This is a genomic window from Kocuria arenosa, from assembly GCF_042879215.1.
In the GTDB taxonomy this organism is placed as follows: Bacteria; Actinomycetota; Actinomycetes; order Actinomycetales; family Micrococcaceae; genus Kocuria; species Kocuria arenosa.
Genome location: NZ_JBHZTA010000002.1, coordinates 132,596 through 157,147 on the forward strand (window position 1 = coordinate 132,596; position 24,552 = coordinate 157,147).

A 24,552-nucleotide genomic window follows, 5' to 3' on the forward strand; every position below is an offset into this window, starting at 1 on the left:
TCCGGGGCCCCCGTCACCGCCTGGTGACGGGGGCCCCGTCGTCGTGCCGGGCGCGGTTCACGCCCTTCCCCGCCGGGCCCGCGCCCCGGGCACGGCCGCGTAGTGGACCAGGCCCAGCGCCACCACCGCCGCGGCCGCCACGTACATGTCCCGGTAGCCGAGCGCGGGGACCAGGTCCCCATGAGCATCGGGCCCAGTGCCCCCACGTCCGTGCACAGGAAGCGGGTCGAGGTGGACAGGGGAGGGGAGAGGAGGACCCCTCCCCTCCCGGCGCGGGCGGTCCGGGAACGTCTGCGGGCATGGGGGGCTCACCTCCACCGGTCAACATCTCACCGCCGCTGCCCGCACCGGCCGACAGGTACCATCGATGCAGTGCGCGCCGCCCGGCGGTGCCGCTGCCACGCGCCCCCCGTACCGGTGCGTGCCGTCGCCGAACCCGAGGAGCACCTTCCCCATGACCACCGTGCCCGAGCACCAGCCCGAGTCCGCCCCCCTCACGCTTACCGTCGACGGCGAGCAGCGCACGGTGGGGACCGGGACGTCCGCCGCGGACCTGTACCGCGAGGACCGGGCCGTGGTGGTGGCCCGGGTCAACGGCGTGCTCAGGGACCTCGCCACCGAGCTGGCCGACGGGGACGCCGTGGAGCGGGTCCTGGTCTCCGAGCCCGAGGGCCTGGAGGTGCTGCGCCACTCCGCCGCCCACGTCATGGCCCAGGCCGTGCAGCAGCTGCACGAGGACGCGAAGCTCGGCATCGGCCCCTACATCACCGACGGCTTCTACTTCGACTTCGACGTCGAGCAGGCGTTCACGCCCGAGGACCTCAAGGCCATCGAGAAGCGGATGCAGCGGATCGTGAACTCCACCCAGTCCTTCCGCCGCCGTGCGGTGAGCGAGGAGGAGGCCCGGGCCGAGATGGCCGACGAGCCGTACAAGCTCGAACTCATCGGCCTGTCCCAGGGCCCCGGCTCCGGCGCGAACGTGGACGCCGCCGCGGAGGGCGCCTCCGTGGAGGTCGCCGCCGGCGAGCTGACGATCTACGACAACGTGGACCGCAAGACCGGGGAGACGGTCTGGAAGGACCTCTGCCGTGGCCCGCACCTGCCGGACACCAAGCTCATCGGCAACGGCTACGCCCTCATGCGCTCGGCCGCCGCCTACTGGCGCGGCTCCGAGAAGAACAAGCAGCTGCAGCGCATCTACGGCACCGCGTGGCCCTCCAAGGAGGACCTCACGGCGTACAAGAACCGTCTCGCCGAGGCGGAGCGGCGCGACCACCGCCGGCTCGGCTCGGAGATGGACCTGTTCTCCTTCCCCGACGAGCTCGGCTCCGGCCTGCCGGTGTTCCACCCCAGGGGCGGGATCATCCGCAAGACCATGGAGGACTACTCCCGGGAGCGGCACACGGAGGCCGGCTACGAGTTCGTCTACACCCCGCACATCACCAAGGGCCACCTCTACGAGGTCTCCGGCCACCTCGACTGGTACCGCGAGGGCATGTTCCCCGCGATGCACGTGGACGAGGAGCGGGACCCGCAGACCGGGGAGCTGACCAAGCAGGGCCAGGACTACTACCTGAAGCCCATGAACTGCCCGATGCACAACCTGATCTTCCGGTCCCGGGGCCGCTCCTACCGCGAGCTGCCGCTGCGCCTGTTCGAGTTCGGGCAGGTCTACCGGTACGAGAAGTCCGGCGTGGTCCACGGTCTGACCCGGGTGCGGGGCATGACCCAGGACGACGCCCACATCTACTGCACCCGGGACCAGATGAAGGCGGAGCTGACCACCACGCTCACCTTCGTGCTCGACCTGCTCAAGGACTACGGCCTGGACGACTTCTACCTCGAGCTCTCCACCAAGGACCCGGAGAAGTTCGTGGGCTCGGACGAGCTCTGGGAGGAGGCCACGAACACCCTCGCCGAGGTCGCGGCCGAGTCCGGCCTGGACCTGGTCCCGGACGCCGGCGGCGCCGCGTTCTACGGCCCGAAGATCTCGGTGCAGGCCAAGGACGCGATCGGGCGGACCTGGCAGATGTCCACCATCCAGCTCGACTTCAACCTGCCGGAGCGCTTCGACCTCGAGTACCAGGCCGCGGACGGCACCCGGCAGCGGCCCGTGATGATCCACCGTGCCCTGTTCGGGTCCGTGGAGCGGTTCATGGGGGTGCTCGTGGAGCACTACGCCGGGGCGTTCCCCGCGTGGCTGGCCCCCGTGCAGGTCGTGGCGATCCCGGTGGCCGAGGCGTTCAACGACTACCTGCAGGGCGTCGTGGACACGCTGCGGGCCCGTGGCGTGCGCGTGGAGCTGGACGCGGGCTCGGACCGGTTCCCCAAGAAGATCCGCACCGCCTCCAAGGAGAAGGTGCCGTTCGTGCTCATCGCGGGCGGGGAGGACGCCGAGGCGAACGCCGTGTCCTTCCGCTTCCGCGACGGCTCGCAGGACAACGGCGTCCCGGTCGGCGAGGCCGTCGAGCGGATCGTGGCGCACGTCCAGCGCCGGGTGAACGAGGAGCCGGCGGCCGCCGCCGCCGAGGACGCCGGCCCCGCCGCGGAGACGGCCGGGGTGGGGCAGTGACGGGGACGGCGCCCGACGCCGGGCCCCCGCACCACTGGATCCGCCAGGACGAGTTCGAGATCCCCGGGGTGCCCGACAGCTTCCAGCGGCTGTGGACCCCGCACCGGCTCGCCTACGTGCGCGGCGAGGACCCGTCCGTGCGGGAGGACCCCGGATGCCCCTTCTGCAACGGCCCGGACCGCGCGGACGAGGAGTCGCTGATCGTCCACCGCGGCGAGCACTGCTTCGTGATCCTCAACCTGTTCCCCTACAACCCCGGCCACCTCATGGTCTGCCCGTACCGGCACGTGGCCGACCTGACGGAGCTCGAGCTGGAGGAGCTGCGGGAGCTGACGGACCTGACCCGCACCGCGGTCGCGACGATCCGCAGCGTCGCGTCCCCGCACGCCTTCAACGTGGGCATCAACCTGGGGGCCGCGGCCGGCGGCTCCCTCTCGGGGCACCTGCACCAGCACGTGGTGCCGCGCTGGAACGGGGACGCCAACTTCATGCCGGTCCTCGCCGGGACCAAGGCGATCATGCAGACCCTCGGGGACACCCGCCAGGACATCGCCGAGGCCTGGCCCGCGGTCTGAGCTTCCCGGCCTGAGTTCTTCGGCCTGAGCTTCCCGGCCTGGTCTTCCTGGCCCGAGCTTCCTGGCCTGATCTTCCGGCCCTGTCCTCCGGCACGACGCCGGGGGTTCGACCCCTGCGCCCGACTCCGGGCGCCGGGGCGCTCAGCCGCGGGCGTCCGGCGCGGGCGCCCCGCGCTGCTGGTGGACGAAATGCTCCCGCTGCTGGAGCCCGCGCCGCTCCAGCAGCGCTCCGAGGTGCGGACGGCGTCCCAGCAGGGCCTCGAAGGCCTCCATCGGGGCGGTCTCGTTGCCCCGGGAGAGCACCTCCTCGGCGAAGCGACGCCCGTTCTCCCGGGTCGGTCCGCCGCGGGCGGTGAACCACTGGGCCGTGTCGGCGTCCAGGATCTCGGACCAGATGTAGGAGTAGTAGCCCGCGGAGTAGCCGCCGGCGAAGATGTGCTTGAAGTAGCCGGACCGGTAGCGCGGGGCGATGCCGTCCACGTCCACCCCGGCGCGGGCGAGCGCGTCCTGCTCCACGGTGCGCGGTTCCGGCAGCTCGGCCGGATCCTCGATCCCGTGCCAGGCGAGATCCAGGTAGGTCGAGGCGAGGTACTCCACGGTCCGGAACCCCTGCCCGTGCGCGGACGCCTCCCGCAGGCCCGCCAGGGTCTCCTCGGGGATCGGCTCGCCCGTGCGGTGGTGGCGGGCGTAGTGCCGGAGCACCTCCGGGTGCAGCACCCACATCTCGTGCACCTGGGAGGGGTACTCCACGAAGTCCCGCGGCACCTTCGTCCCGGAGAAGGAGGGCAGGTGCACGTCGGAGAGCAGCCCGTGCAGGGCGTGGCCGAACTCGTGGAAGACCGTCACCACCTCGTCCAGGGTCAGCAGCTTGGGCCTGCCCGCGGGCGGTCGGGTGAAGTTCGCGTTGTTGACGACGACGGGGCGCTGCCCGGTCAGCCGGTTCTGGTGCACCAGCGATCCCATCCAGGCGCCGCCCTGCTTGGTGGGCCGCGTGAACCAGTCGCCCAGGAACAGCCCGACGCCGCGGCCCTCCTCGTCGGTGACCTCCCACACCCGCACCTGCGGCAGGTAGCCGTGCAGGTCGGGGCGCTCGGTGAAGACCAGCCCGTAGAGCACCCGGGCGGTGCGGAAGATCCCGTGCTCCAGCACGGACTCCAGCTCGAAGTACTCCCGCAGCGCGGAGGTGTTCACGGCGTAGCGCTCCCGGCGCAGCCGCTCGGCCCAGAACGGCCAGTCCCACGCCTCGATCGGGTGGCCGGCCAGCTCCTCGAGCTCCGCCCGCTCCTCGAGAGCGTTGTGCACCGCGGGGCCGGTGATCCGCTCCAGCATCTCGTGCACCGCCTCCGGGGACGGCGCCGTGGCCCCGGCCATGACGTGGTCGCCGTGGCTGCGGTAGCCGAGCAGCCCGGCCTGCTCCGCGCGCAGCCGGGCGATCCGGGCGGCCACGGGCAGCAGGTCCGTGCGGCTCTGCGAGCCCTCGCCGCCGTGCTCGCCGGTGCCGCGGTTGACGGCGGCGAGGTGGATCCGTCGGCGCAGCGCGCGGTCCGTGAGCACCGACAGCACCGGCTGGACGGTGAACAGCGAGGGCGTGAGGAGGTACCGGCCCGGCATCTCGTTCTCGGCGGCGGCGGAGGCGGCGGCCTCGACGTCGGTGGGGGACAGCCCGTCCAGCTCCGCGGGGTCGTCGACGACCACGGCCGAGGCGTTGACCTCCCGGATCAGATCGTTGCCGTAGCGGATGCTCAGCTCCGAGAGCTCGTCGTTGATCTCCCGGAGCCGCTGCTGGTCGTCCAGGGTCAGCTCCGCGCCGGAGTTCGCGAACCAGGAGATGTACTCGTCCAGTGCACGCAGCTGCCACGGGTCCAGATCGGTGCGGTCGACCCGCCGGACCCGGGCATAGAGGTCCTTGTTGAGCGTGAAGTCCGCCTTGTGCTTCGACAGCCGCGGGGCGAGCTCCTGGTAGATCCGCTGGATGCCCTCGGTGTTGTGGGCGGCGGTCAGCGTGAAGAAGACGGACTCGACCCGGTCCAGTGCCAGGCCTCCGCGTTCGAGGGCCTCGATGGTGTTGGCGAACGTGGGCGGAGCCGGGTCGGCCAGGATCGCCCGAACGCACTCGAGGTCCTGGGCCATCGCCGACTCGAAGGCCGGCGGGAAGTGCTTCTCCCTGATCCGCCCGAAGTCGGGCAGCTCGTAGGGGAGCTCGCTGGGGCGCAGCAGTGGGTTGTCCAAGGGTCGGCTTCTGTCGTGGTGGGCGAACGGGCGCGCTTAAGACTAGCCTTCCCGTGTGACGGGGGTGTCAGCACGCCGCACCCGTCGACCACGCGACGCGGACCTCGACGACGTCGCGTGGTGCCCATCGGGGCAGTTCATGCCGGGCCTTCACGGGTGCGCATGCGGATGAGATTCGACTCGAATGCCCCGGACGGCCTCGGTGGGCCCCGGTCAGACCGTGATCGACGTAGATCCGGTCCTCGGTCACTCCCGGACGCAACAGGGCTTCGCGCTGAACGGTGAGGTCCTGCTCGACGGTCGACACGCGGGCGTATCCGACCTCCGTGCCAGCCACGATCCCAGTGTCGCGCAAAAGGCGGACCTAGAAGCGGCGTCCGGTGCGGTGGAAGTACACGGCGTCGACGACGACGAAGACTGCGCCGAGGAAAGCTGATCCACATCCGAGCAGGAAGATTCCGGCCGGCAGGAAGGGGAACCCCGTCGGGTGTTGGAGCCGGGATACTTCGATGAGCGCGAACATGGCCAGGGCGATGCCGACGCCGGCCCCGGTGAGAGCGAGAGCAGACCGGCGGAAGGATCCGTCGAGGTCAGCCCGCCATGGTCTCGCGGCAGCTGTCTGATCACTCGGGTTCCCGGATGAGCCCTGCCCTTGTCTCTGTGCCCAGAAGAAGACCACGGCGCCCATGAGCAGGACCATGCCGGGGCCGACAAAAGTTGCTGCTTGGTTGTAGACGCTCACAGCGATGACACCCAGCGCGCCGACGATCAGCAAGCCTGCGTGGACGAGGGCGGCAACTCTCACCGGATCCACCGGCTGTTGCACGCGAACCAGAGCTGGGCCTGTCGCATCGTGGGACTCCTCACGGTTGGGCGATCTGAGCAATCCCTCCGGGTGAGGGCTTGCTGACGGACCTACCACCGCCCGCCACTGCCCACCATCCACATAGTCGTGGTCCCACGGCAATCACGGGGGAGCCACTACGGGATGGCCCCGCCTCCGTAGCCGATGTCCAGCGTGCGGATTCCTCCAGCACCACCCCAACGTGCGCCGGCGACGATGTCGGCGGCCGTGACCCTGCCCATGCCCGTCGGGGTCTCCGCCAGCACGGTGGTGTTGCCCTGCTGGCCGATGAGCTGAACGTCATCGGCCATCGCCTGGCGGGCGTCGAGGAAGTCCTGGACCGAGGCCTCCGAGGCCAGATCCACGTCTCTGTAACCGATCAAGGTGGCACTGCCGGTGCGGGCGGGTGGGAACGTCTCCAGGCGGTTCGTGGCTTCCCGGGTCGCATCCGTCCACTGGCGGGCCAGCGGCAGGACCGACAGGGGTCCTTCTGTCGTCTCGAGGCGGTCGGCCCCGGAAATGACCACGACCTCCCAGGTGGCCGGGTCGACCGGGAACGTCACCTCGTCGGGGCCCTCCTCGGGGCCCACGCGGTGGCCTTCATCCACTGGCCAGTCGTGCTCGTCGATGATCCGGTGCGCCTGCGGGAGCAGCTCCAGCAGCCTGGTCTGGTCCGTGTCCTCATCCAGGCGTAGATCCAGGGTCCCTGAGCGAGGCCGCCAGGCCCCCTGCAGGGACCGGTTGACCCAGTACGGTGTCTCCACCGACAGCACCGCCCGGTCGACCCCGTCGAGCCGCCCCAGTTGCCGCTCCACGCTCTGGAGATGCCGCCACCAGGCATCGAAGGGGGGCGCACGCTCATCTGCGCGTACAGCAACGTTGCCCCGCCCACGGCAAGAACGAGGCACACCCCCACCAGGGCGAGAACGGTGCGTCCCGGGGCACGGTGGCGCGCGGAGGCGTCGAAGAGGGGTGGCACCTGCCCACCACAGGACGCCCATGGGCGGTCCAGCCGTCATGGGCGCCGTGGCCAGAACCGCTGACGTTCGCGTCGACGGAGAGATGTGCAGCGTTGCAGTCCGGGTTCCCATCCGGGCTCCAGCATCCGCTCGTAGCGCTCAAGCTGTGGTCGGCGAGCGGTGTTGAAGGTCCTGGTTGCGGACGACGTTGGCGCCGTGTTCCGGGCTACGAATTCACTCGGGGAGATTGAGCACGTCGCCGTCCCGGGTGAGGTCGGCGTCGGTGCGAATGGACAGCACCTCGAGACCCGGGGTCTGCATGAGCTCGCGCACGAGCGCCCTGGTCCCCGCCACGAGCGTCGAGTCGAAGTCGATCTCCGTGGCGAGCACCCAGGCGTGATCGTTCGGCCACAGAATGCTGGGCGAATGCGCCCACATGACGTCGTCGACCCAGGGCGCGCGGGCGGGCCACGCGGCATCCGCGAAATCGTTGGCACCGGCCTCGAACAGGATGTAGCGCCGCCCGGTGTCTCCGTGCAGCTCGAACCGCGGCCCGGATGCGATCTCTCGAGAGAGCAGCCCGGAGCCCGGCCCCGGCTCATTGTGGGCAGGCCCGTGACGGGCCTTCAGCACCCCGTGCGCTCCGGCGATCCCCTGCCGCACGGCCGCAGCGAGCCGCTTCCGCAGCGATGGGGCGATGACGTGCCCGGTGTCGTCGTCGGTGTATCGGGCGGGCGGACTCGCGCTGGACTCGAGCACGAAGCGCGCAACCCCGGCCGAACTCACGAGACCGCCCCAGCCCTCCCAGATCGCGGCGATGCCGGTGTCCGGAGTCGTGGTGTGACGGGCCAGCACCGCGGAGGCCGCAGCCAGCGACGCGGCGTCGAGGCAGCCCTCGGACGTATCGCTGTAACGCCAGCCGTCTGCGGCGATCGCTCCGTCGACATCGCCGTAGTCACGTCGCACGAGCCGTGCGTACTGCGCCTGGGCGTGCATGGTCGTGCCGAACGATTCCGCGGCCTGCGCCCACGTGGTGCACTCCGTCTCGAGCGCGGCCTCGATGTCGTCGACACCCTCGAAGTACGTCGTCGCGTCGAGGCCCTGCCAGGTCCTCGTGTGCCGGGGCCGGTCGCGGTCGACAGGATGGAACACGCGCGCGTACGCCTCGAAGCCACGCGGTACCACCGACAGGATGCTGCCCGGAGGCTCAGCTTCCATCGGGCGAAGCCACTCGCCCCGCTCGAGGTCGGGCACCCATTCGAATCGTCCTGACATGCACCTATTCTCCTCGTGCGGCCCGGTCCGGCCCACTGGGCCGATGTTCTCGAGCGTCCAGGTCCTCCGGACGCTGTGCATCGCCGTCCTTCTCGTGCATCTGGATCAGCCCCGTGGCGCCGTCGATGGTGACCACCTGGCCCTCGGTCAGCCGGGTGGTGGCCTCGGGCACGCAGATGACGGCCGGAATGCCGTACTCGCGGGCCACGGTCGGGCCGTGGGCGATCGTGGATCCGGTCTCCGTGATGAGTCCGCCGAGGGTCAGGAACAGCGGGGTCCAGCCCGGGTCGGTGGTCGGGGCGACGAGGATGTCACCGGGCTGCAGCCTCGCCTCGGACGGGTGGTGGACGATCCGCACCGGCCCGGTCGCGACCCCGGTGGCCGCCGGCTGGCCGACCAGCACGTCCGGCCCGTACTCGGCCGCGGTGTCGTCGGGCAGGGCCTGGGGGTTCGTGCCGTCGGACAGCAGCAGGCCCGGGACCTGCCGCCGTCGGGCCTCGCGGTCATGCTCCCGACGCCGGCCGGTCACCACCGCGCGCAGGTCCGCGCCGGGGGCGGCATCGAGCGCCTCGTCCAGGGTCAGGAACATGATGTCCTCCGACTGTTCCAGCAGGCCGCGCTCGGTGAGTTCGGACCCCGCGGTGAGCAGCTGCCGGCGCACCTCGGCCAGCGGGGTCAGCCAGAGGAACTTGGGCAGCTCGCGCAGGCCGGCCAGCTCCCGGGCCCGGCGCAGCATGGAGGCGGCGAGGCGGGCTCGCAGCGGCCGGGTGCGCCTGGCGCGGTCGACGAGGTCTGCCAGGGCGGCCTCGGCCTCGACGGCGGCGCGGGCGAATCGAATCGGCGGGGCCTGGTCCGGGTCGGCCACCTGCAGGTACCCGGCCAGGGCGGCGAACACGGGGGTGGAGTCGTCGGCCCACCGGGGGGAGCCGACGTCGATCTCGGCGCTGCCCCGGATCCCGTACTCCTCCAGGAAGGCCGTCAGACCGAACTCGGGCAGCTCGCCGCGCGAGAAGCGCGCGGCGAGCTCGTCCGGGGCGGTGCCGACCAACAGCTCGCGGTGTGGACGGGCGGCCTCAGCGACGAACCAGAGCTTCAGGTCCATCTGGGTGGTGACGTTGTGGGGCATGCCGCGCAGGGTCGCGTTCAGCTCGCCGGGCCGCAGGATGCCGCGGAGCAGCCAGCCGGCCACTCCCTGAGCGATGAGCGCTCCCCACAGTGGTGGCAGGGCGCGCATCATCGGTCCGGTCATCGTCGCGTCCTGCAGACCGGCGGCGGAGCGGATCCGGCTCGCCGTGTCCGCCGGTTCGGTCCGGGGCTGCCGGCGGACCTGCTCGAGTTCGTGGAACGCCCGCTCGCGGGCGGCGGCGGGCCGCGCCAGGGCCCGGAGCGCGCCGAGCAGCGAGGCGGGCACGACGGCCAGGAGCAGCCGGGCGGTCGCACCGGCAGAGAACGCTCGCTGACCGGGACGAGCGGGACAGGGCGCGTAGCGGGGGTCGTCCAGGACGCGCCGCACGCCCCGCGCCACGGCGGGACCGTAGACCTGCACCATCTCGGGGACGCGGGAGTGCAGGCGCGGACTGCGGACGAGGCCGGTGAGGTCCATGAACAGCCGGCCGCCGATGTCGACGAGGAACGGATCGACCAGGGCGTCGTCGACACCGATGATCTGCAGCCAGCGGCGGGTCGTCTCCCGCAGCACGGACACGCCCATGGGGGTCACCGGGCGCCGCAGGCCCTGCATGTGGCCGATCTCCATGTAGACACGCGGGTCGTCCTGCACCGGGTCGGTCCCGGGCGGGAGCGGGAAGAGCGTGGTGATGGCCCGGGACTGCAGCAGCCAGAGCGTGCCCTCCGCGTCGTAGGCGAACTCGATGTCCTGCGGGCTGCCGAGGACGCGCTGCACCCGCTGCCCCGTCTGCTGGAGCTCGCGGAGCTGGTCGGGGGAGAGGCAGCCGTGATCGTGTGGCCCGGGGAGCGGGCCGTGCCCGGGCAGGACGTAGTGGTCGGTGTCCATGGTGCCGTCCACGACGCCGGTGCCCAGCCCCGGGACCGAGTCGATGACGGTCTCCGTGCGGGTGCCGGTCAGCGGGTTGGCCGTGAACATCACCCCGGCGGCCGCCGGGGTGATCATGCGCTGCACGACGACAGCCATCGCCAGGTCGTCGGTCTCCAGCCCCTGCCCGGCCCGGTAGGCGACGGCGCGCTCGCTGTGCACGGAGTCCCAGCACCGCCGGATGGCCTCGAGCAGTGCGCCCTCGCCCTCGACGTCGAGGACGGTGTCCTGCTGGCCGGCGAAGCTGGCGTCCGGCAGGTCCTCGGCCGTGGCGCTGGAGCGGACGGCGACGTGGCCACCGCCGAGGTGTGCGTAGGCCGCCAGGACCGACCGCTCGGGGACGGCGCCCGAGCGGTAGGCCTCGGTGGTCAGGCAGAACCCGTCCGGCACGCGCTCGCCCGCAGCGATGAGGGCCCCGAGGCCGGCTGCCTTGCCCCCGACGAGCTCGGTGGTCTCCGGGGTGATGTGGGCCAGGTCGATCAGGTCCATGGGATGCCTCTCTGGTGCCCCGGGGCCGACGGGAGGTGAGGAACGGTCAGTGCCATGGGGCGCCCGATGCCCTGTTCGTAGCCGATGATCCAGTCCGACCGTCGGCAGGTCAACCTCCCCGTGCCCTGAGGAAGCAGCGTCTCGACGCGGCGGTGCCGGTCGTGGACAGGGCCGGGTTCCGTTGGCGTGGTCGGTCCGTCCACGCGGATCGTTCTGGTCGGTGCCCGCATGAGGTTCCTGTCACACGGCGGAGTCCGCTCAGATCCAGGAGGCGAGCACGGGGACGGTGGTCATCAGCCCCAGCGCCACGAAGACCGCCCCGGAGACGAGCTCGATCCGGCGGGTCACGGTGGGACGGTTGAGCCAGGTGCTGGCCGTGTGGGCGGCCAGGGCCACGACGAGCAGGTAGACCCCGATCGTGGCCGCCACCGTTCCGCCCATCACCACCACCACGAACAGCGCCCCGGCCCCGGCCGGGGTGAACTGGGGCAGCAGTGCCAGGAAGAACAGCCCGGTCTTCGGATTGGTGAGGCAGCACACCAGTCCCGCGGTGAACGCCGATCGCACCCGCCGCCGGGACGGCTCCGGGCGGGTGGGGGCGACCGCGGCGGTCGAGCCGGCGACCTGGGCGGCACCGATGGTCGCCGGGACCGCGGTGGCCGGGGCAGGCGCGTGAGCGGTCACCGCTCGGTAGCCCAGGTAGAACAAGTAGGCGCCCCCGAGCAGGCGCAGAGCATGGAAGGCCGCCGGGGAGCTGTTCAGGAAGGCGGCCACCCCCACCGCGACCAGCCCGGCCCAGGCGAAGACCCCCACCGCGGAACCGGCAGCGGCCAGCATCCCGTCCCGCCGCCGGCGCAGGGCGTAGCCCAGGGTCAGGACGGTGTCGGGTCCCGGGGTGAGAGCCAGGACCACGGCCACTCCCAGCAGGGCCAGATAGCTCGAGGTGTCCACGGCAGCTCCATTCCGGTCAGTGATCCAAGGCCTCCACCGTGCCACCGGATCACCATTCAGCACTAGCAATGATTTCCGCACGATTGACAGGTGAAAGCGTACGATCGAGGCATGCTCGACCCGCACCGGCTCACCATCCTGCGCGCCGTCATCGCCGCCGGCTCGATCCACGCCGCCGCCCGAAACCTCCACCTTGCCCCGGCCACCGTCAGCCAGCACCTCCGTGCTCTGGCCCGGCAGACCGGGCTGGTCCTGTTCGAGAAGAACGGCCGGGGCATCGAGGCCACCCCTGCCGCCCGGCACCTGTGCGAGGCCAGCGCGGACACCCTCAACAGCCTGGAACGCCTCGAGCGCACCGTGGAGGATCTGCGGCAGGGCCGGGCTGAGCAGATCGCCGTCGCCTGCTTCGCGTCCCTGGCCCAGGCCTGGATGCCCGAGGTGGTGGTCGCCCTGCGCGCCCGGTCCCCGGACGTGGTGGTGGAGATCAGCATCAACGAACTGCACCCCACCGGCGGCCGCCGGGCACCTGACGTCGACGTGCGCAACGAATCCCTCGACGGGCCCCCCAGTCATCTGGAGGGCTACCAGCGTTATCCCCTGCACGAGGAGGACTTTCACGTGGTCCTGCCCCTGGACCACACTCTGGCGAGCCGACACACCGTGACCATGGCCCAGTTGCGCGACGAGCCCTGGATCGACCACGACATCCACGACGGCCCCACCGGGCGCATCATCACCCGCGCCTGTCACGCCGCCGGCTACACCCCGCACTACGTCGCCCGTCTCGACGACCACCACGCGGCCACGAGCCTGGCCGCGGCCGGGCTGGGCATCACGGTGCTGCCCCGGATCGCGCTCACCGGGCTGCCTGCGAATCTCACGACGAGGCCGCTGGTCGACCCGGCCGTCCACCGGCGCATCGTCGCCCACACCCGCACCCACCCCACCAGGGCCCGGCTGATCCACACGACCCTGACGGCGCTGCGCGCAGCCGCTCGACGAAGCCGGCCGTCCACACCGGACGAGCACTGACTCCGCAACCACTCCGACAGACTCCGTGATCTCATCGGTCAACCGAAGCTGCCCGCGGGCGATGCTGCAGCAGGTGCTCTCCGTCCGGGCGTCTCGTCGGGCTATCTTCTGCGGGCGAGCTGCTGCAGCTGCCACCGGTGCACGTCGGGCAGCCAGTCCAACGGGGCGGAGGGGCCGACCCGCGGGTCGTCGGGAGCACCACCGTCTCGCAGGGCCACCACGTAGGCGCGATCCTGCTCGATCCGTGCGCGGACCTGCTCGGCGCCGCCGACCGATCCGTGACCGGGGACGACGGCAACGACGTCGTCGGCCACGCGCTCCAACAGCCGCAGGGCGGCGAGGTAGTCGTCGATCGGATCCGCGGCCTCCAGATCGAGGAACGGCATCAGGATGTCGGACAGCATGTCGCCGGCGACGAGAACGCCGTGCTCCTCGATCAGCAGCGCCGCATGGCCTGGGGCATGGGCCTGGTGCTCGATGATCCGGACCTCGGGGCCGTCCCAGGGAATCCGCGCGGCGTCGGCGGGCAGCCCGGTGATGAGGCCGAGCAGGTCCATCGGGATCTCCTCGGCGTACTCCGGTGGCAGCCCCACGGCGATGCGGGCCTGCCAGTCCGCGTGGGACAGCAGACCGTGGACGGAGGCCGCGCAGCGGGAGGTACCGTACCGCGGCACGTCGCCGAAGAGCCCGTGCCAGAGCACGTGGTCCCAGTCGGGATGCGTCGAAAAGCCGGCCACGACGGGCCGGCCCGACTCGCGGAGGTCGTGCGCGAGGGCGGCCATCTCGGCGCGGGTGATGCCGGGGTCGACGAGGAGCACCCCGGCCCGGCCCTGCACGACGACGGAGTTGCTCTGGAGGAACTCGCTCTCGTGCACGAGAACGCCCTCAGCGACGGGCCTCAGCATGGGACGCCTTCCGCTCGTGGTCTGCCACCGCTTGTCGAGACGGTAGGGCCTGGCGGAGCGCGATGTCCAGCCGCCGCCGACGTCGGCCGAGCAGATGCCCGACACCTGCCTGCCGCACCGCTGTGCGCGCCGAACCCGGACCCCCGTCTGCCGGACGTGCGCCGAAGCCGTGCCGGGTCAGCGGTTCGTGGTGACCTGCCCGCCGAGCTCGTCCTGCAGCTGCTGCAGCGGCTCCTCGGTCCTGGACAGCACGAACCAGTCGGTCGCCTGCAGGACGGAGACGTCCACCTCGCCGCGGAACGCCCCCAGGAGCTCCTCCATGCTCTCCTCGGAGCCCGCGACCGCCATCGCCATCTCGCCGTTGGCGCAGTCGAGGAAGGTGGTCTCCGGATCGGCCGGCGCGGACAGCTGATCCGTGCCCGGGCACTCGACGCCGGCGTCGACGACGGCTTCGCGCAGGGCCAGCGCGTCGTCGTAGGCGGTCTCGCCGTTCACCATCGCCTGGATGTCGTCGGCGGTCGGCCCGCAGCCGGTCAGGGCCAGGACGGAGAAGGAGAGCAGGACGGTAGCAGCGCGGCGCACGAGGAGCTCCGGTCGTCGGGGATCGAGCAAGGGCAGGAGGCCGAACGCAGAGAGGCACGGGCATCGACCTGCTCCGATCCTATGCGCACAGCAGGCGTCGGCGTCAGGTCCCGTGGCGCGCGGGACGGCGGGTGGGCCGAGCACAGGACGTCCGGCGCAGCCGGACCGGCCAGGGGGAGCACCATGATCGCGAGCAGACCCTGCAGACTCTGGACGGCGCGGAGGACCGGGTGCTTCCGCCACCGGGGTCAGCCGGTGCACCATCTGATCGATCGAGGACCTCGTGAGCGCTGAGCCCCAGCGCGGCAGGGTCCTCGATCGATCCGATGGTCGTCCCGGCGCCAGCCCGGGAACCCGGGAGAAGGAGGCCGGCATGGAGCCCGACGAGTGCCCGGAGTGCGAGGCCGGACGGGTGATCCGCTACCGGGTGGAGTCCACCCAGGAGATCGTGCGGGTCTGCGACGAGTGCGACGCGCTGTGGGAGGCCGAGGAGGATCTGACCTCGCCGTCGGTGACCACCGTCGATCAGTACCTCACCGTCCGCGGGCTGCCGCTGCTGTGGACCGGGCTGACGGTGATCGTCTGAAGCCGCGGGACCGTCCCGTGGCGGCGCCGCACCGCAGCCCGGCGTGCCCCACATGTCGGCCCGCGGTGCCCCCACGGCCGCGACGGGCCGTCAACCGAGCTGCTCGGCCAGCGCGACGATGATCCCGGCGGGGCCGCGGACGTAGCAGAGCCGGTAGCTGTCCTGGTACTGCACCACCTCACCGACGAGTTCCGCGCCGCGGGCTCGCAGACCGGCGACACTGGCGTCGACGTCGTCGACGGTGAACATGATGCTGCGCAGGCCCAGCGTGTTCCCCGGGGCGTTCTGCGGCTCGGCGCTGACCGCCCTCGGGGTGTGGAACTTCGTCAGCTCGAGCCGGCCGTGGCCGTCCGGGGTGCGCAGCATCGCGATGTCGACCCGGACGCCCTCGAGCCCGGAGACACGGTCCACCCACCGCCCCTCGATCGGCGCCCGCCCCTCCAGCTCCAGACCGAGGTCGACGAAGAACGCCACGGCGGTCTCGAGGTCGTCGACGACGACGCCGACGTGGTCCATCCGCTGAATCGTCATGGTGGTTCTCCTTCTTCGTCGCTCGGCCTGTCGTGGCCTCTGGTGCACCTGGGACGGAGCCGGCACCACGTTCTCGACATCCCGGACCCCGGCACTGTCCTCGTCCCTCGCACCCGCGACGACTCAGCGGTGGGGTCTCGACAGTGGGCAGGGCGCCCGTGCAGCCCCTGGCGTGCCGGCTCCGGTCACGGCCCAGCAGGGGCGGGGGAGCGGGCCTCATGCCGGGGCGGTCTCGCTCCGGCCCACGGCGGACATCCCCCTCGCGGGATGCTCCGGCAGGGGCTGCGCGCCGGTGCTGATGAGCACATCGGTCAGAACCGGCCCCTCCAGCCGCGGCAGCACCTCGGTGACCAGATGGACCAGAGCAGCACCGTAGGCGGCGGCAGCCGTGGCGGCCTCCACGGCCAGCAGCACGGACACCCCCGGCACTCCATGGCTGCAGGACACTCTCCGACAGGCCGTGGCGCCGGCCAGCAGGATCGCCACCGTGGGAGCGTCCACCCGACGGGTCGTGCTGATCGTGACCTGCACCGTCCAGACGCTCATGTCCACCTCCTGCGCTCCCGCCCACCGGCACTGCCTCCGCCGCTGTGCACTCGGTCGAGTACGAGAGGCCCGCGCCGCCTGATCGGGTCGGGCCTGTCCGCCCGGTGCTGCGACACGGCCGTGCTTCTCATGCTGTCGACCAGACCGGCACCGCACAACGTTCGTGCAGGTCCTTGCGTCAATCGGCCGATTGTTGCTGCCGATCAGCACACTGCGGACCGCTGGGTCCGCACCGGGGCTGCGTCTGCGCGCTCCGCAGCGTTCGTGGGCTACCGGTTCGAATTCACGAGGACGTCCGCGGCGTCCCCGCCGAAGCAGTTCCACGTGGCCGGCAGGGGCCCGTTCTCGTTGACGTTCCAGTTGTTCGTGATGGTCAGGCACTCGAGGACGAGGTTCTCCGCCGTGACGTTCTTGTTGCGCTCCCGGTCCGCTTCGGCGTCGATCTTGGCCTGCTCGAGGCGGGACTCGGCGCGGTCCACGTTCGCTTCGGCCTCCACGACCCGATTCAGCGCGTCCTGTGCCGTCTGGTCGAGTGCCGCCGGGGGCAGCGCCACGGAATCCAGTTGCACCCCGTACGGGGACAGGCGTTCGGTCAGAGCCTTCTCCACTGCCTCTCGCACCTCTTCCACCTTGCCCTCGGCACGGGCCTCAGCGGGTGTGTACGACGCCAGCACGGTCGCGACCGCTTCCCTGGCGGCCGGCTGGACGAGCATCCCGTCGACGTTCTCGAACTGCCGATACCGGGACCACAGCTCTTGGGCCTGTTCCCCCGTGATGGTCCACTGCACGGTCATGTGCTGGGTGCCGGATCCGCCGCCGGCGAAGGCGATCGGGGCGTCCATCTCCGAGCGCTGCAGCTGGGTGGAGAAGGTCTCGACCTCGGCCCAGGGCGCCTTGATCTGCCATCCCGCCTGCAGGGTGCGGGAGTACTTGCCGAGGCTGGTCTCGATCCCCACCTCACGGGCACCCACTCGGGCGAGCGTGGTCCCGGCTGTGACGAGCAGCAGGAGCACCAGGGCGCTGACGGCGGTGAGGCCGGCCGCCTTCCTCGTGGCGCCGGGGCGGACGTGCTCGCCGTCCGCGTCCTTCCGGACGGTCTCCTTCGGGGACATCATCCAGGCGACGATCGAGAGCACGGTGATGAAGGCCAGGACGATGCCCGTGACGATGTAGAACATGGATTCCTGCTCCCACTTCCCCTGGTCGGTGTGCCCCGCCCCCTGGACGGGGTAATTCACTGATGGAAACGGTCCCACAGTCCGACGCCGTGGCACCGCGATCGGCGAGCGGCGCGGGACCACACTTCTGGGGACCGCCGAGTACGACCGCCCGCACAGACCCGCCGAGCCCGCCGCTGAGCCGGACCAGGAGAGGCGGACGCGACGACCAGCAGGACCGGCGCTCAGGCCATCAGCGTCCCGTCCGGCGGACCTCGAGCGCTCCGCGCGGTCGAAGGCGGGTCCTCACAGGGCGTGCAGGTACCGGCGGGTGATCCGTCGCTGCACGGCGCGGCTCAGGGGTGCCGCGGCGCGGGCCCACCAGGTGGCCGGGCGGGAGAAGGCGGTGATGGTCAGCACCACGGTGTCGTCCGCCCGCCATTCCAGGGCGAAGAGCTCTTCACCCCGTTCGGGGTGGCCCTCCAGCGTGCCGTAGGCGAAGCCTCGCCGGCGCGGTTCCGCCAGGACGTAGACGACCTCGCAGCCGAAGCGGAGGGTCAGCGGTCCGCGCCCCAGGCCCAGCAGCACCCGTGCGCCGGGGACGGCCGACGGGGTCGTCGGTGCGACGGTGAGGCCGGCGCGGCGGTGCAGGTCCCAGGACATCAGCTGCTCGGCCGCGGCCCGGAACGTCGTCGCGCCGGCGCCGACGGTGCGGTGGCGCACCAGGTGGTGGTAGTCCCCGGGCAGGGGCCCGCGCGTGGCCCCGACCTCGGGGTAGCTCAGCGGGAGCTCCCGGAGGGAGTGGCGTCTCATCCGAGTGGCCCGGGCCGATCGGGCACTGTCACGACCCTCGGAGCTGTCGTGGGTCAGTGGATCTCCCGCAGGGAGCCGTCGGTCACGTCGTAGACGAACCCGCGCACGCTGTCCTTGTACGGGACGAAGGGGTTGGCGGCGATCCGTGCCATCGACTGGCGGACGTCGTCGTCGGGGTCGGCGAAGGACTCCGGTGACCACGGCGGGCGGATCCCGGTGTCGGCCTCGATCTGTGCCTTGAAGGCGTCGTCGGTGAAGGTGAGCATGCCGCAGTCGGTGTGGTGGATGAGGATGATCTCTCGGGTGCCCAGCAGACGCTGGCTGATCACCAAGGACCGGACCTCGTCGTCGGTGATCACCCCGCCGGCGTTGCGGATGACGTGGGCGTCGCCCTCGCTCAGCCCGAGCAGACCGTAGGGGTTCAGCCGGGCGTCCATGCAGGCCACCACCGCCACCGGCAAGGCCGGGGGCATGGGCAGATCGCCTCGGGTGAAGCCGGCGGCATAGGTCTCGGCGTGGTGCAGAAGGTCATCGGTGACGCTCATGGCAGGGGCCTCTCCTCGACGGCGGTGGCGGACTGCATTCCAGCGGTGGGTGCCGCGGCAGGTGTCCATGGGTGCCGCGGCCGGGCACGTCCGGATCCGTACGGTCCGTTCCTCACCTTAGGACCGGCCGCCCCCCGTGCACACCCTTCCCGTCGTCCGGCGTCACCCGGGGCGGACCCGCCCTGCCAGGGGCCCTCGGAACCCGCTGCTTCCGCCACGAGCACCGGACCGGATCATGCGGAGCCGCCGAGCGGGCGGGTCACCCGCCGACTCGGCAGCGCGAGCGGGATTCCCTGTCCACGACGGATGCGCCGGATGCGTCAGGTCACCCGCGTCCTGGAGATGTACCGGCCCAGCGCGAGCGGCAGTGTCAGCAGCGAGATCGCTCCCGCCACCAGCAGCGCGGTGCTGAACGAGGTCCCTGCGGCGACCATCCCCACCACCACCGCGCCGAGGCCGGTCCCGGCGTCGAAGCCGATGTTCCACACTGCGCTGGCCGGTCCGTAGTGCCGCCGTCTGACCGCTTGGAAGGTCACGACCAGGGTCAGGTTCTGCAGTCCGCCGTAGCTGATGCCCACCATGGCCGCTCCGACCATCAACGCCGGGGCCTCGGTCGCCTGAGGATCCCGGACGGCCCACGCGATGACGATCATGCCCGCCGTGGTTAGCAGCACCAGCGGTGCGATGAACCGGCGCGGTCCGTGCCTGTCCGACAGGGAGCCGATCCGCCAGCGCGCGAGCGCGGCGAGGACGCTCATCAGCAGCAGCGCCAGGGCGGTCAGCACGGTGCTGCTGCTCATCTGGGCCATGAAGGTGATGAGCGCACCACCGGCCAGGGTGACGCCGATCAGCAGCGCCATCGGAGGGAAGAGGCTCGCATAGGGCGCCCGCTCATCCACCTCCTCCGGGACGTGGTCCAGCATTCGGGCCAGGCCGATCGCGGGCACGACGGCCACGGCGGGCAGGGCCGCGACGACGAACACGACCCAGAAACCGAGCTGTTCGGCGATCCACGGTCCCGCCGACAGGAACAGGACCTGCGGTCCCGCGATCGCCAGGCCGTAGGCCCCGATCGCCCTCCCGCGACGCTCGGGCTCCACCAGCTCGGCCACCAGGGCGCTGCCGGTCACGGTCAGGACGCCGAAACCGAGCCCGCGCACCGCGGACAGCGCCAAGGTCGGCCCGAGCGCATCGCTGACGCCGTGCGCCAGTGCGGGCAGTCCCAGCAGGAGCATGCCCGCGACGAGGACCGGGGCCCAGCCGAAGCGGCGCAGCGCACGGGGGACGAACAGCTGTGTGAGCACGGTGAAGAGCATGAGCACGCCGTTCACCAGCCCCGCGCCGACGGTGTCAGCGCCTCCGCGCACCGCCCAGAGCGGCGCGACCGCCAGCAGCGCGGCGTACCCCGAGAAGCCCAGGACGGTCATCGTCAGCAGCAGCGGCATCCCCGGCGCCCGCAGGACCGAGTGGTTCACCACCGGTCGGGGCTCGTGACGAGGACGTCGCCCGGGTGGCACGCGTCAGCGGCGGCTGTGCTGTGCCGTCGGCCTCGCGGCCCTGCCGACGGTCTCTGGTGGCGGCCCTCGATGATCACCATGGTGACGCCAGCCTATGCCTGGCCTCGCCTCCGCCGTGGCCGTGATCCCTGACGGTTCCGCTCGAAGAGAGGACTGAGGTTCCGGTGGGCTCGCTGTCCGACGCCGTGCGGGAGCGGATGCACTGATCGAGACCGCGACCCGCGCCTCAGCCAGGACCTCCGCGCAGCACGTCCACGTGCACGTGGTCGAGGTGGCGCAGGATCTCGTTGCCGGGGTCGGGCGCGTCGTAGTCCCGCCACTGCCCTCGCGAGCTGTGGGCGCTCCAGAACCGGTCGTCGAAGATGACGTACTGGACGTCCAGGTCCTCGGCGTGGGCGACCAGCCAGTGGGCCAGCAGCCACCCCTCACGCCGGTTCTCCTCGGTCACCGGGCGGAAGAAGACGTCGACGGCGCGGCCGTCGTAGTGCGTCGACTCCCCTCCGTGCCCCTGGTCGACACCGCCCGGGGCGAACCCGCCCAGGCTCTGCTCGCCGAACACCCCGGTCATCGCCTCGCGGAGCTGCTCGGCGCGCGGTGTCAGACCGGTGCTGGTCAGCTGTTGTTCCGGCAGATCACCGGCGGCCGTGCCCCGGCACCTCAGGCTCGCGCCGGCGTCCTCGGGCGGCCCCTCGGCCAGCCGCTGCAGCACCGCCTCGTCGATGCCGGAGGTGTCCGGAGCCTCCGCCCCGCGGGCGGAGAGCGCGACCGCCGTCGTGGCCCGCTTCGCCTCCTCACGGTCGAGCTCGACCTCGCCCGCCGAGGTCTCGACCGTGCACTCCGGGCCCCAGCGCGGCCAGCCGTCCCCTGCGCGCAGGCCGCTGAGCCCGGGCCCGAGGAACGCCAGCGCTGCCGCGAGCGTCCCCAGGAGGAGAAGGCCCAGAAGCGCCCGCCGGGGGCCGCGCCGGCCCCCGCCCGTGTCCTCGACGGTCATGACGCGTGCGGACGAGCAGGCGGCACGGTGGGCTGCTGGGTGCCGGCCGGCTCACGGGTCGGGGCTGGTCCGAGGCAACCGGGGCCGGGCACGGGGCTCTTGGCTGTGATGACGCACCTGCTTCTGCTCGCTTCGTGGAGGGTCCTGCTCCAGCAGAGCAGGCGGACCTGGCGAGAACCTCCACGAAGCGGCAGGTGGTCCTGCTCGCGCCGCCCGAGCCCGGTGGCACCATCGGCGAAAGGGAGCCGCACCGGAGACGAGGAGCACCGCCATGAGGATCGCCGTCGCCGGAGGCACCGGAGTCGTGGGCCCTCACGTCGTCTCGCCCGGCGGATCCATCGACGGATGCACCTGGGGCCGATGGCGCTCGTCCCGGCGATGCGAGCACAGCCGATCGCCGCCCGGGAAGTCGCCGCACGGCTGGTGGAGCTCGCCGCGGCCGGCCCCGCGGCCCGGGTGCCGGACCCGGTCGGTCCCCGGGTGGAGCGCATGGCCGAGCTGAGCCGGCGCTGGGCTGCCGCCACCGGCGCTCGCGGACGGGTCCTCGAGGCTCCGGTCCCCGGCGGGTCCGGGCGCGCGATGCGCAACGGCACCCTGGTGGCCCGGCCCGGGTCCCAGCACGGTGAGCAGACCTTCGACCCGTGGTTCGCCAGGTGGCAGCACCCGCCTCCGCGGGCGGCTCCGGGCTCGATGTCCTCTCGTCCCTCAGCTCACCGGTTTCCCGAGCTGCGGCTCGCTTCTGCGCGGCCGGCGGCGATCTGGGCGGCCCAGCGCACCCGGAACGGCCGCCGATCCTGCTCTGCCGCCTCCTGCGACTCGCCGGCCGCCCCCGACACCCCCGGCCCCACTCCCGCGGTCTGCGACTGGACCCCGCGGGCAGAGTGCTGTTCAGCGGCCGCGAGGGCCTCGGCCCGGCGCTGCTCGGCCTCCGCAGCGGCGCGCTGGTCGAGCGAGCGCATCGGGGTGCCGTCCTGGTGGGTCCAGGCGCGCAGGCGGGCGGCGAACCAGGCGCCGGGGTTCTCGATCCCGGTCACCGAGTCGTGGGTGTAGCGCACCCCCTGCGGGGTCCAGTCCAGGGCGTGCAGGATGTCGGCGATGGACCAGCCGGCCTCGAAGCAGGGCCTGGCCACGTCCACGACACAGGCGGTGGTGATCCTCCGCAGCACCAGCGCGTGGTACTGGATCTCCCACCCCGCCAGTCGATGGACCTGCTGCCAGTCCCGACGGGTCGCCTCCGCCGTCGACGGCGCCACCGTCGCATGAGCCGGCCACAGCGGAGCTGTCCGCCGGCCCAGGGCGGTCCGGACGTCCCGCCGCTGGGCGGCGGCCTGGGCAGGGGGCCGCGGCGCGGCCAGGTCCGTCGGGGAGGTCGCTTCGCGCGCGTGCGGGGAAGGGCGCGACCCCTTCAGCGGGACCGGGCCGACGTCGGCATCCACCGGCAGTGACTCCTCTGCTGGCTCCTCGATGGCGTGCTCTGCGGTCTCGAACAGCGGCGAACAGCTCTCGACCTCCAGGTCCCGGCCAGTATCCATGACGCCAGGCCTCCTCAGTCCTGGCCGGACTGGACGACCAGCAGCATCGTGCCCTCGGGATCCCGGACGTAGGCGACGGTCTCGCCCCACGGCATGTCCTGGGCATCGACCGGCACGGCGGCACCGGACCGGCGGGCGGCCTCGACGACGGCCGGGAGATCCTCGACGTAGACGCACAGGTCCACCGCGTGTCCGGTGGCGGGCAGCGGTGTGTCGCCGTACAGCGCCTCCGTGGTGCCGACGCCCAGACCGAGCTGACCGTCTCCCACCTGCAGCACGAGGTAGGCCGGCTCTCCCGTCTCAGGAAACCGGTAGGTCTGCACGGCACGGAACACCCGCTCGTAGAAGGCGCAGGCGGCCGGCAGGTCCGCACAGTTGATGATGGGGAACAGCTCGTGCCCTGTCATGGTCCGACAGTACCGACGGACCGCACCCGGGCGCACGCACTCGTGCGAGGGAGGCCACGGGATGTGCTCTACTCGGTCCCATGAGCGGTGATGCCCTGCCTGAGACCCCCACGGCCGATGACTTCCGCGCGCTGGCGCGCAGCTCGCCGTGGCGCTTCAGCACCGTGCACTTCACCCATCGGCGGCAGCGGGACAGCGGAAGCGCGCCGAGCGGTGCGCCGGTCGAGGCCTGGCTCGACCGGGGTCCCGGCCGAGTGGTCGTGCGTTCCCCCGCGGGGGTCGAGGTCGCCGAGGGCCCGCCCTACGGCGCGGCCGTGAAATTGGTGGCCCGCCACGACGACGACGCGTGGTGCGCTGTGCCGCCACCGCCGGAACCGGAGGTGCTGCTGCGCCCGGACGGCCTGGTCGCCCGGCGCCCGGAGGGCTGGCACTACGACCACGGTGATCCCCTCTGGCAGGACTACCAGTGGACGGCCATGCTCGACCCGGTCGAGCTCAGCCGGGGAGTGGACGTCAGCGACGTCCTGGCCACTGTGCTGCGGGGCCGCCCGACCTGGTCGGCCACCTGCCAGCCGCTCCTCGGCAACGGCGAAGAGTGGGAGGACGGCTACACCCCGCGGTGCGGCTGCTGCCCGCTGCTGGACAGCCCGGCCAGCCGGATCCACGAGTACGGCCCCGAGGACCCGACCCCCACCGGCGGAGACCTCGCCACGGTGTACCGGGTGCACCTCGACGTGCAGACGGGGATCGTCGTGGACATCACCCCGCTCGACGGCACCGACGGCAGCAGCCTCAGCAACGAGCTCCACGCCGTCGACGAGCCCTTGGCCCCGCCTCTGTGACAGCCGGTCCAGCCGGGCCCGATCCCTCTGGCCGGCCGGATCGTCGTCGTGCTCGGGATGCCGCCCCCGGCGGCCGCGCCGCGGACGCTCGGTGAGCCCGCCGGGGTGGGCGAGCGAGGCTTGTGCGCGGCGCGCCCGCTCGTCGACGATGGACCTGTTCCGTGCCACGGACGAAAGGGACGCCCCGATGACGAAGTACCTGATCTCGTTCCCGAGCGGCGCCATGGACCTTGCCGGCGAGGATCTGCAGGCCGTGTCGGAGGCCACGCACGCGGTGGTGCAGGAGGCCAAGGAGGCCGGCGTCTGGGTGTTCGGCGGTGGCATCGACGAGAGCGTTCCGCCCGTCCTGATCGACGAGGACGGCACGGTGACCGAGGGCACGTACCCGCAGACGAAGCAGCTCGAAGGCGGCTACGCGGTACTGGAGGTGCCCTCCCGCGAGGCGGCGCTGGCATGGGCTGCAAGGATCGCGGCTGCCTGCCGGTGCGCGCAGGAGGTGCGCGCGTTCCAGGACGATCCCGCGAGCTGACGGGGCTCCGTCGTCGTCCGTCCCCGTCCGTCGCGGGGCGGGACGCCGGCCACGCCCCCGGGCGCGCACGCGGGTGCCCGCCGCCGCAGG

General features: G+C 72.0%; 25 protein-coding genes. 6 read left to right on the forward strand and 19 right to left on the reverse strand.

The features are described from left to right. Window positions 1–57: 57 nt before the first annotated feature. Entirely contained in the window at window positions 58–216 is a 159-nt protein-coding gene (locus tag ACFYE3_RS04015) for a hypothetical protein (protein ID WP_387606247.1), read from the reverse strand. Between the two features lie 238 nt (window positions 217–454). Here ACFYE3_RS04015 and thrS point away from each other — a divergent pair, with 238 nt between their 5' ends. Beyond that, the gene (thrS, locus tag ACFYE3_RS04020) at window positions 455–2,572 is read left to right on the forward strand and encodes a threonine--tRNA ligase (protein WP_387606250.1); all 2,118 of its coding nucleotides are present in this window, start codon (window positions 455–457) and stop codon (window positions 2,570–2,572) included. Continuing rightward, complete coding sequence (locus ACFYE3_RS04025; RefSeq protein WP_387606252.1) at window positions 2,569–3,147, forward strand: HIT family protein; 579 nt, start codon at window positions 2,569–2,571, stop codon at window positions 3,145–3,147. The genes thrS and ACFYE3_RS04025 overlap by 4 nt, the downstream gene beginning before the upstream one ends. A 141-nt stretch (window positions 3,148–3,288) precedes the next feature. Here the strand turns inward: ACFYE3_RS04025 and ACFYE3_RS04030 are convergent, their stop codons facing one another. The 7 genes from ACFYE3_RS04030 to ACFYE3_RS04060 all read right to left on the reverse strand — a co-directional run bounded on the left by ACFYE3_RS04030 (window position 3,289) and on the right by ACFYE3_RS04060 (window position 11,947). Further along, entirely contained in the window at window positions 3,289–5,376 is a 2,088-nt protein-coding gene (locus tag ACFYE3_RS04030; RefSeq protein WP_387606253.1) for a M3 family metallopeptidase, read from the reverse strand. A gap of 67 nt (window positions 5,377–5,443) precedes the next feature. Next, on the reverse strand, window positions 5,444–5,713 hold the full coding sequence (locus tag ACFYE3_RS19085; protein ID WP_449274654.1) for a recombinase family protein: 270 nt from the start codon (window positions 5,711–5,713) through the stop codon (window positions 5,444–5,446). 27 nt (window positions 5,714–5,740) lie between these two features. After that, window positions 5,741–6,202, reverse strand: coding sequence for a hypothetical protein (locus tag ACFYE3_RS04040; RefSeq protein ID WP_387606255.1), 462 nt, complete (start codon window positions 6,200–6,202; stop codon window positions 5,741–5,743). A 155-nt stretch (window positions 6,203–6,357) separates the two neighbouring features. Then, window positions 6,358–7,035 (reverse strand): hypothetical protein, encoded by a 678-nt coding sequence (locus tag ACFYE3_RS04045; RefSeq protein ID WP_387606257.1) that lies wholly within the window; start codon window positions 7,033–7,035, stop codon window positions 6,358–6,360. 378 nt (window positions 7,036–7,413) lie between these two features. Next, on the reverse strand, window positions 7,414–8,454 hold the full coding sequence (locus tag ACFYE3_RS04050) for a hypothetical protein (RefSeq protein WP_387606258.1): 1,041 nt from the start codon (window positions 8,452–8,454) through the stop codon (window positions 7,414–7,416). A gap of 4 nt (window positions 8,455–8,458) precedes the next feature. After that, window positions 8,459–10,996, reverse strand: a complete 2,538-nt coding sequence (locus ACFYE3_RS04055) for a PEP/pyruvate-binding domain-containing protein (protein ID WP_387606260.1) — start codon at window positions 10,994–10,996, stop codon at window positions 8,459–8,461. Between the two features lie 258 nt (window positions 10,997–11,254). Then, a complete protein-coding gene (locus tag ACFYE3_RS04060) occupies window positions 11,255–11,947 on the reverse strand; it encodes a LysE family translocator (RefSeq protein ID WP_387606263.1) in 693 nt (230 codons plus the stop codon). A 111-nt stretch (window positions 11,948–12,058) separates the two neighbouring features. Here ACFYE3_RS04060 and ACFYE3_RS04065 point away from each other — a divergent pair, with 111 nt between their 5' ends. Then, the gene (locus tag ACFYE3_RS04065; RefSeq protein WP_387606264.1) at window positions 12,059–12,979 is read left to right on the forward strand and encodes a LysR family transcriptional regulator; all 921 of its coding nucleotides are present in this window, start codon (window positions 12,059–12,061) and stop codon (window positions 12,977–12,979) included. Between the two features lie 101 nt (window positions 12,980–13,080). Here ACFYE3_RS04065 and ACFYE3_RS04070 read toward each other — a convergent pair whose 3' ends face one another. Then, window positions 13,081–13,884, reverse strand: coding sequence for an MBL fold metallo-hydrolase (locus ACFYE3_RS04070; protein WP_387606266.1), 804 nt, complete (start codon window positions 13,882–13,884; stop codon window positions 13,081–13,083). Between the two features lie 177 nt (window positions 13,885–14,061). Further along, on the reverse strand, window positions 14,062–14,466 hold the full coding sequence (locus ACFYE3_RS04075; RefSeq protein ID WP_387606269.1) for a hypothetical protein: 405 nt from the start codon (window positions 14,464–14,466) through the stop codon (window positions 14,062–14,064). Between the two features lie 373 nt (window positions 14,467–14,839). Here ACFYE3_RS04075 and ACFYE3_RS04080 point away from each other — a divergent pair, with 373 nt between their 5' ends. Beyond that, window positions 14,840–15,052 (forward strand): hypothetical protein, encoded by a 213-nt coding sequence (locus ACFYE3_RS04080; RefSeq protein ID WP_387606270.1) that lies wholly within the window; start codon window positions 14,840–14,842, stop codon window positions 15,050–15,052. Between the two features lie 90 nt (window positions 15,053–15,142). On the opposite strand, the gene ACFYE3_RS04085 is transcribed toward ACFYE3_RS04080, so the two are convergent. From ACFYE3_RS04085 to ACFYE3_RS04125, 9 genes are all read right to left on the reverse strand, one after another. Further along, the gene (locus tag ACFYE3_RS04085; RefSeq protein ID WP_387606273.1) at window positions 15,143–15,583 is read right to left on the reverse strand and encodes a VOC family protein; all 441 of its coding nucleotides are present in this window, start codon (window positions 15,581–15,583) and stop codon (window positions 15,143–15,145) included. A 216-nt stretch (window positions 15,584–15,799) separates the two neighbouring features. Further along, a complete protein-coding gene (locus ACFYE3_RS04090; protein WP_387606275.1) occupies window positions 15,800–16,129 on the reverse strand; it encodes a hypothetical protein in 330 nt (109 codons plus the stop codon). A gap of 269 nt (window positions 16,130–16,398) precedes the next feature. Further along, window positions 16,399–17,367 (reverse strand): SPFH domain-containing protein, encoded by a 969-nt coding sequence (locus tag ACFYE3_RS04095; protein WP_387606276.1) that lies wholly within the window; start codon window positions 17,365–17,367, stop codon window positions 16,399–16,401. Between the two features lie 225 nt (window positions 17,368–17,592). Then, entirely contained in the window at window positions 17,593–18,099 is a 507-nt protein-coding gene (locus tag ACFYE3_RS04100) for a DUF1990 family protein (RefSeq protein ID WP_387606278.1), read from the reverse strand. A gap of 53 nt (window positions 18,100–18,152) precedes the next feature. Beyond that, the gene (locus ACFYE3_RS04105) at window positions 18,153–18,644 is read right to left on the reverse strand and encodes a beta-class carbonic anhydrase (protein ID WP_387606280.1); all 492 of its coding nucleotides are present in this window, start codon (window positions 18,642–18,644) and stop codon (window positions 18,153–18,155) included. Window positions 18,645–18,964: 320 nt separating this feature from the next. Continuing rightward, the gene (locus tag ACFYE3_RS04110) at window positions 18,965–20,122 is read right to left on the reverse strand and encodes an MFS transporter (protein ID WP_387606282.1); all 1,158 of its coding nucleotides are present in this window, start codon (window positions 20,120–20,122) and stop codon (window positions 18,965–18,967) included. 265 nt (window positions 20,123–20,387) lie between these two features. Continuing rightward, window positions 20,388–21,152, reverse strand: coding sequence for a hypothetical protein (locus ACFYE3_RS04115; protein WP_387606284.1), 765 nt, complete (start codon window positions 21,150–21,152; stop codon window positions 20,388–20,390). Window positions 21,153–21,862: 710 nt separating this feature from the next. Further along, window positions 21,863–22,684, reverse strand: a complete 822-nt coding sequence (locus ACFYE3_RS04120; RefSeq protein WP_387606286.1) for a hypothetical protein — start codon at window positions 22,682–22,684, stop codon at window positions 21,863–21,865. A 14-nt stretch (window positions 22,685–22,698) separates the two neighbouring features. Next, window positions 22,699–23,091 carry a VOC family protein gene (locus ACFYE3_RS04125; RefSeq protein ID WP_387606289.1) on the reverse strand — a complete coding sequence of 131 codons (393 nt, stop codon included), beginning with the start codon at window positions 23,089–23,091 and terminating at the stop codon, window positions 22,699–22,701. An 80-nt stretch (window positions 23,092–23,171) separates the two neighbouring features. On the opposite strand from ACFYE3_RS04125, the gene ACFYE3_RS04130 reads away from it, so the two are divergent. Both ACFYE3_RS04130 and ACFYE3_RS04135 read left to right on the forward strand, forming a co-directional pair. Then, window positions 23,172–23,933 carry a hypothetical protein gene (locus tag ACFYE3_RS04130; RefSeq protein WP_387606291.1) on the forward strand — a complete coding sequence of 254 codons (762 nt, stop codon included), beginning with the start codon at window positions 23,172–23,174 and terminating at the stop codon, window positions 23,931–23,933. A gap of 187 nt (window positions 23,934–24,120) precedes the next feature. Next, a complete protein-coding gene (locus ACFYE3_RS04135) occupies window positions 24,121–24,462 on the forward strand; it encodes a YciI family protein (RefSeq protein WP_387606294.1) in 342 nt (113 codons plus the stop codon). Window positions 24,463–24,552: the final 90 nt, after the last annotated feature.

Excerpts from the sequence above, each read along its gene's own strand:
- thrS (WP_387606250.1), top strand. The coding sequence starts at position 455 with ATGACCACCGTGCCCGAGCACCAGCCCGAGTCCGCCCCCCTCACGCTT.
- ACFYE3_RS04050 (WP_387606258.1), bottom strand. The coding sequence starts at position 8,454 with ATGTCAGGACGATTCGAATGGGTGCCCGACCTCGAGCGGGGCGAGTGG.
- ACFYE3_RS04055 (WP_387606260.1), bottom strand. The coding sequence starts at position 10,996 with ATGGACCTGATCGACCTGGCCCACATCACCCCGGAGACCACCGAGCTC.
- ACFYE3_RS04065 (WP_387606264.1), top strand. The coding sequence starts at position 12,059 with ATGCTCGACCCGCACCGGCTCACCATCCTGCGCGCCGTCATCGCCGCC.
- ACFYE3_RS04070 (WP_387606266.1), bottom strand. The coding sequence starts at position 13,884 with ATGCTGAGGCCCGTCGCTGAGGGCGTTCTCGTGCACGAGAGCGAGTTC.
- ACFYE3_RS04080 (WP_387606270.1), top strand. The coding sequence starts at position 14,840 with ATGGAGCCCGACGAGTGCCCGGAGTGCGAGGCCGGACGGGTGATCCGC.
- ACFYE3_RS04085 (WP_387606273.1), bottom strand. The coding sequence starts at position 15,583 with ATGACGATTCAGCGGATGGACCACGTCGGCGTCGTCGTCGACGACCTC.
- ACFYE3_RS04090 (WP_387606275.1), bottom strand. The coding sequence starts at position 16,129 with ATGAGCGTCTGGACGGTGCAGGTCACGATCAGCACGACCCGTCGGGTG.
- ACFYE3_RS04100 (WP_387606278.1), bottom strand. The coding sequence starts at position 18,099 with ATGAGACGCCACTCCCTCCGGGAGCTCCCGCTGAGCTACCCCGAGGTC.
- ACFYE3_RS04105 (WP_387606280.1), bottom strand. The coding sequence starts at position 18,644 with ATGAGCGTCACCGATGACCTTCTGCACCACGCCGAGACCTATGCCGCC.
- ACFYE3_RS04115 (WP_387606284.1), bottom strand. The coding sequence starts at position 21,152 with ATGACCGTCGAGGACACGGGCGGGGGCCGGCGCGGCCCCCGGCGGGCG.
- ACFYE3_RS04120 (WP_387606286.1), bottom strand. The coding sequence starts at position 22,684 with ATGGATACTGGCCGGGACCTGGAGGTCGAGAGCTGTTCGCCGCTGTTC.
- ACFYE3_RS04125 (WP_387606289.1), bottom strand. The coding sequence starts at position 23,091 with ATGACAGGGCACGAGCTGTTCCCCATCATCAACTGTGCGGACCTGCCG.
- ACFYE3_RS04130 (WP_387606291.1), top strand. The coding sequence starts at position 23,172 with ATGAGCGGTGATGCCCTGCCTGAGACCCCCACGGCCGATGACTTCCGC.
- ACFYE3_RS04135 (WP_387606294.1), top strand. The coding sequence starts at position 24,121 with ATGACGAAGTACCTGATCTCGTTCCCGAGCGGCGCCATGGACCTTGCC.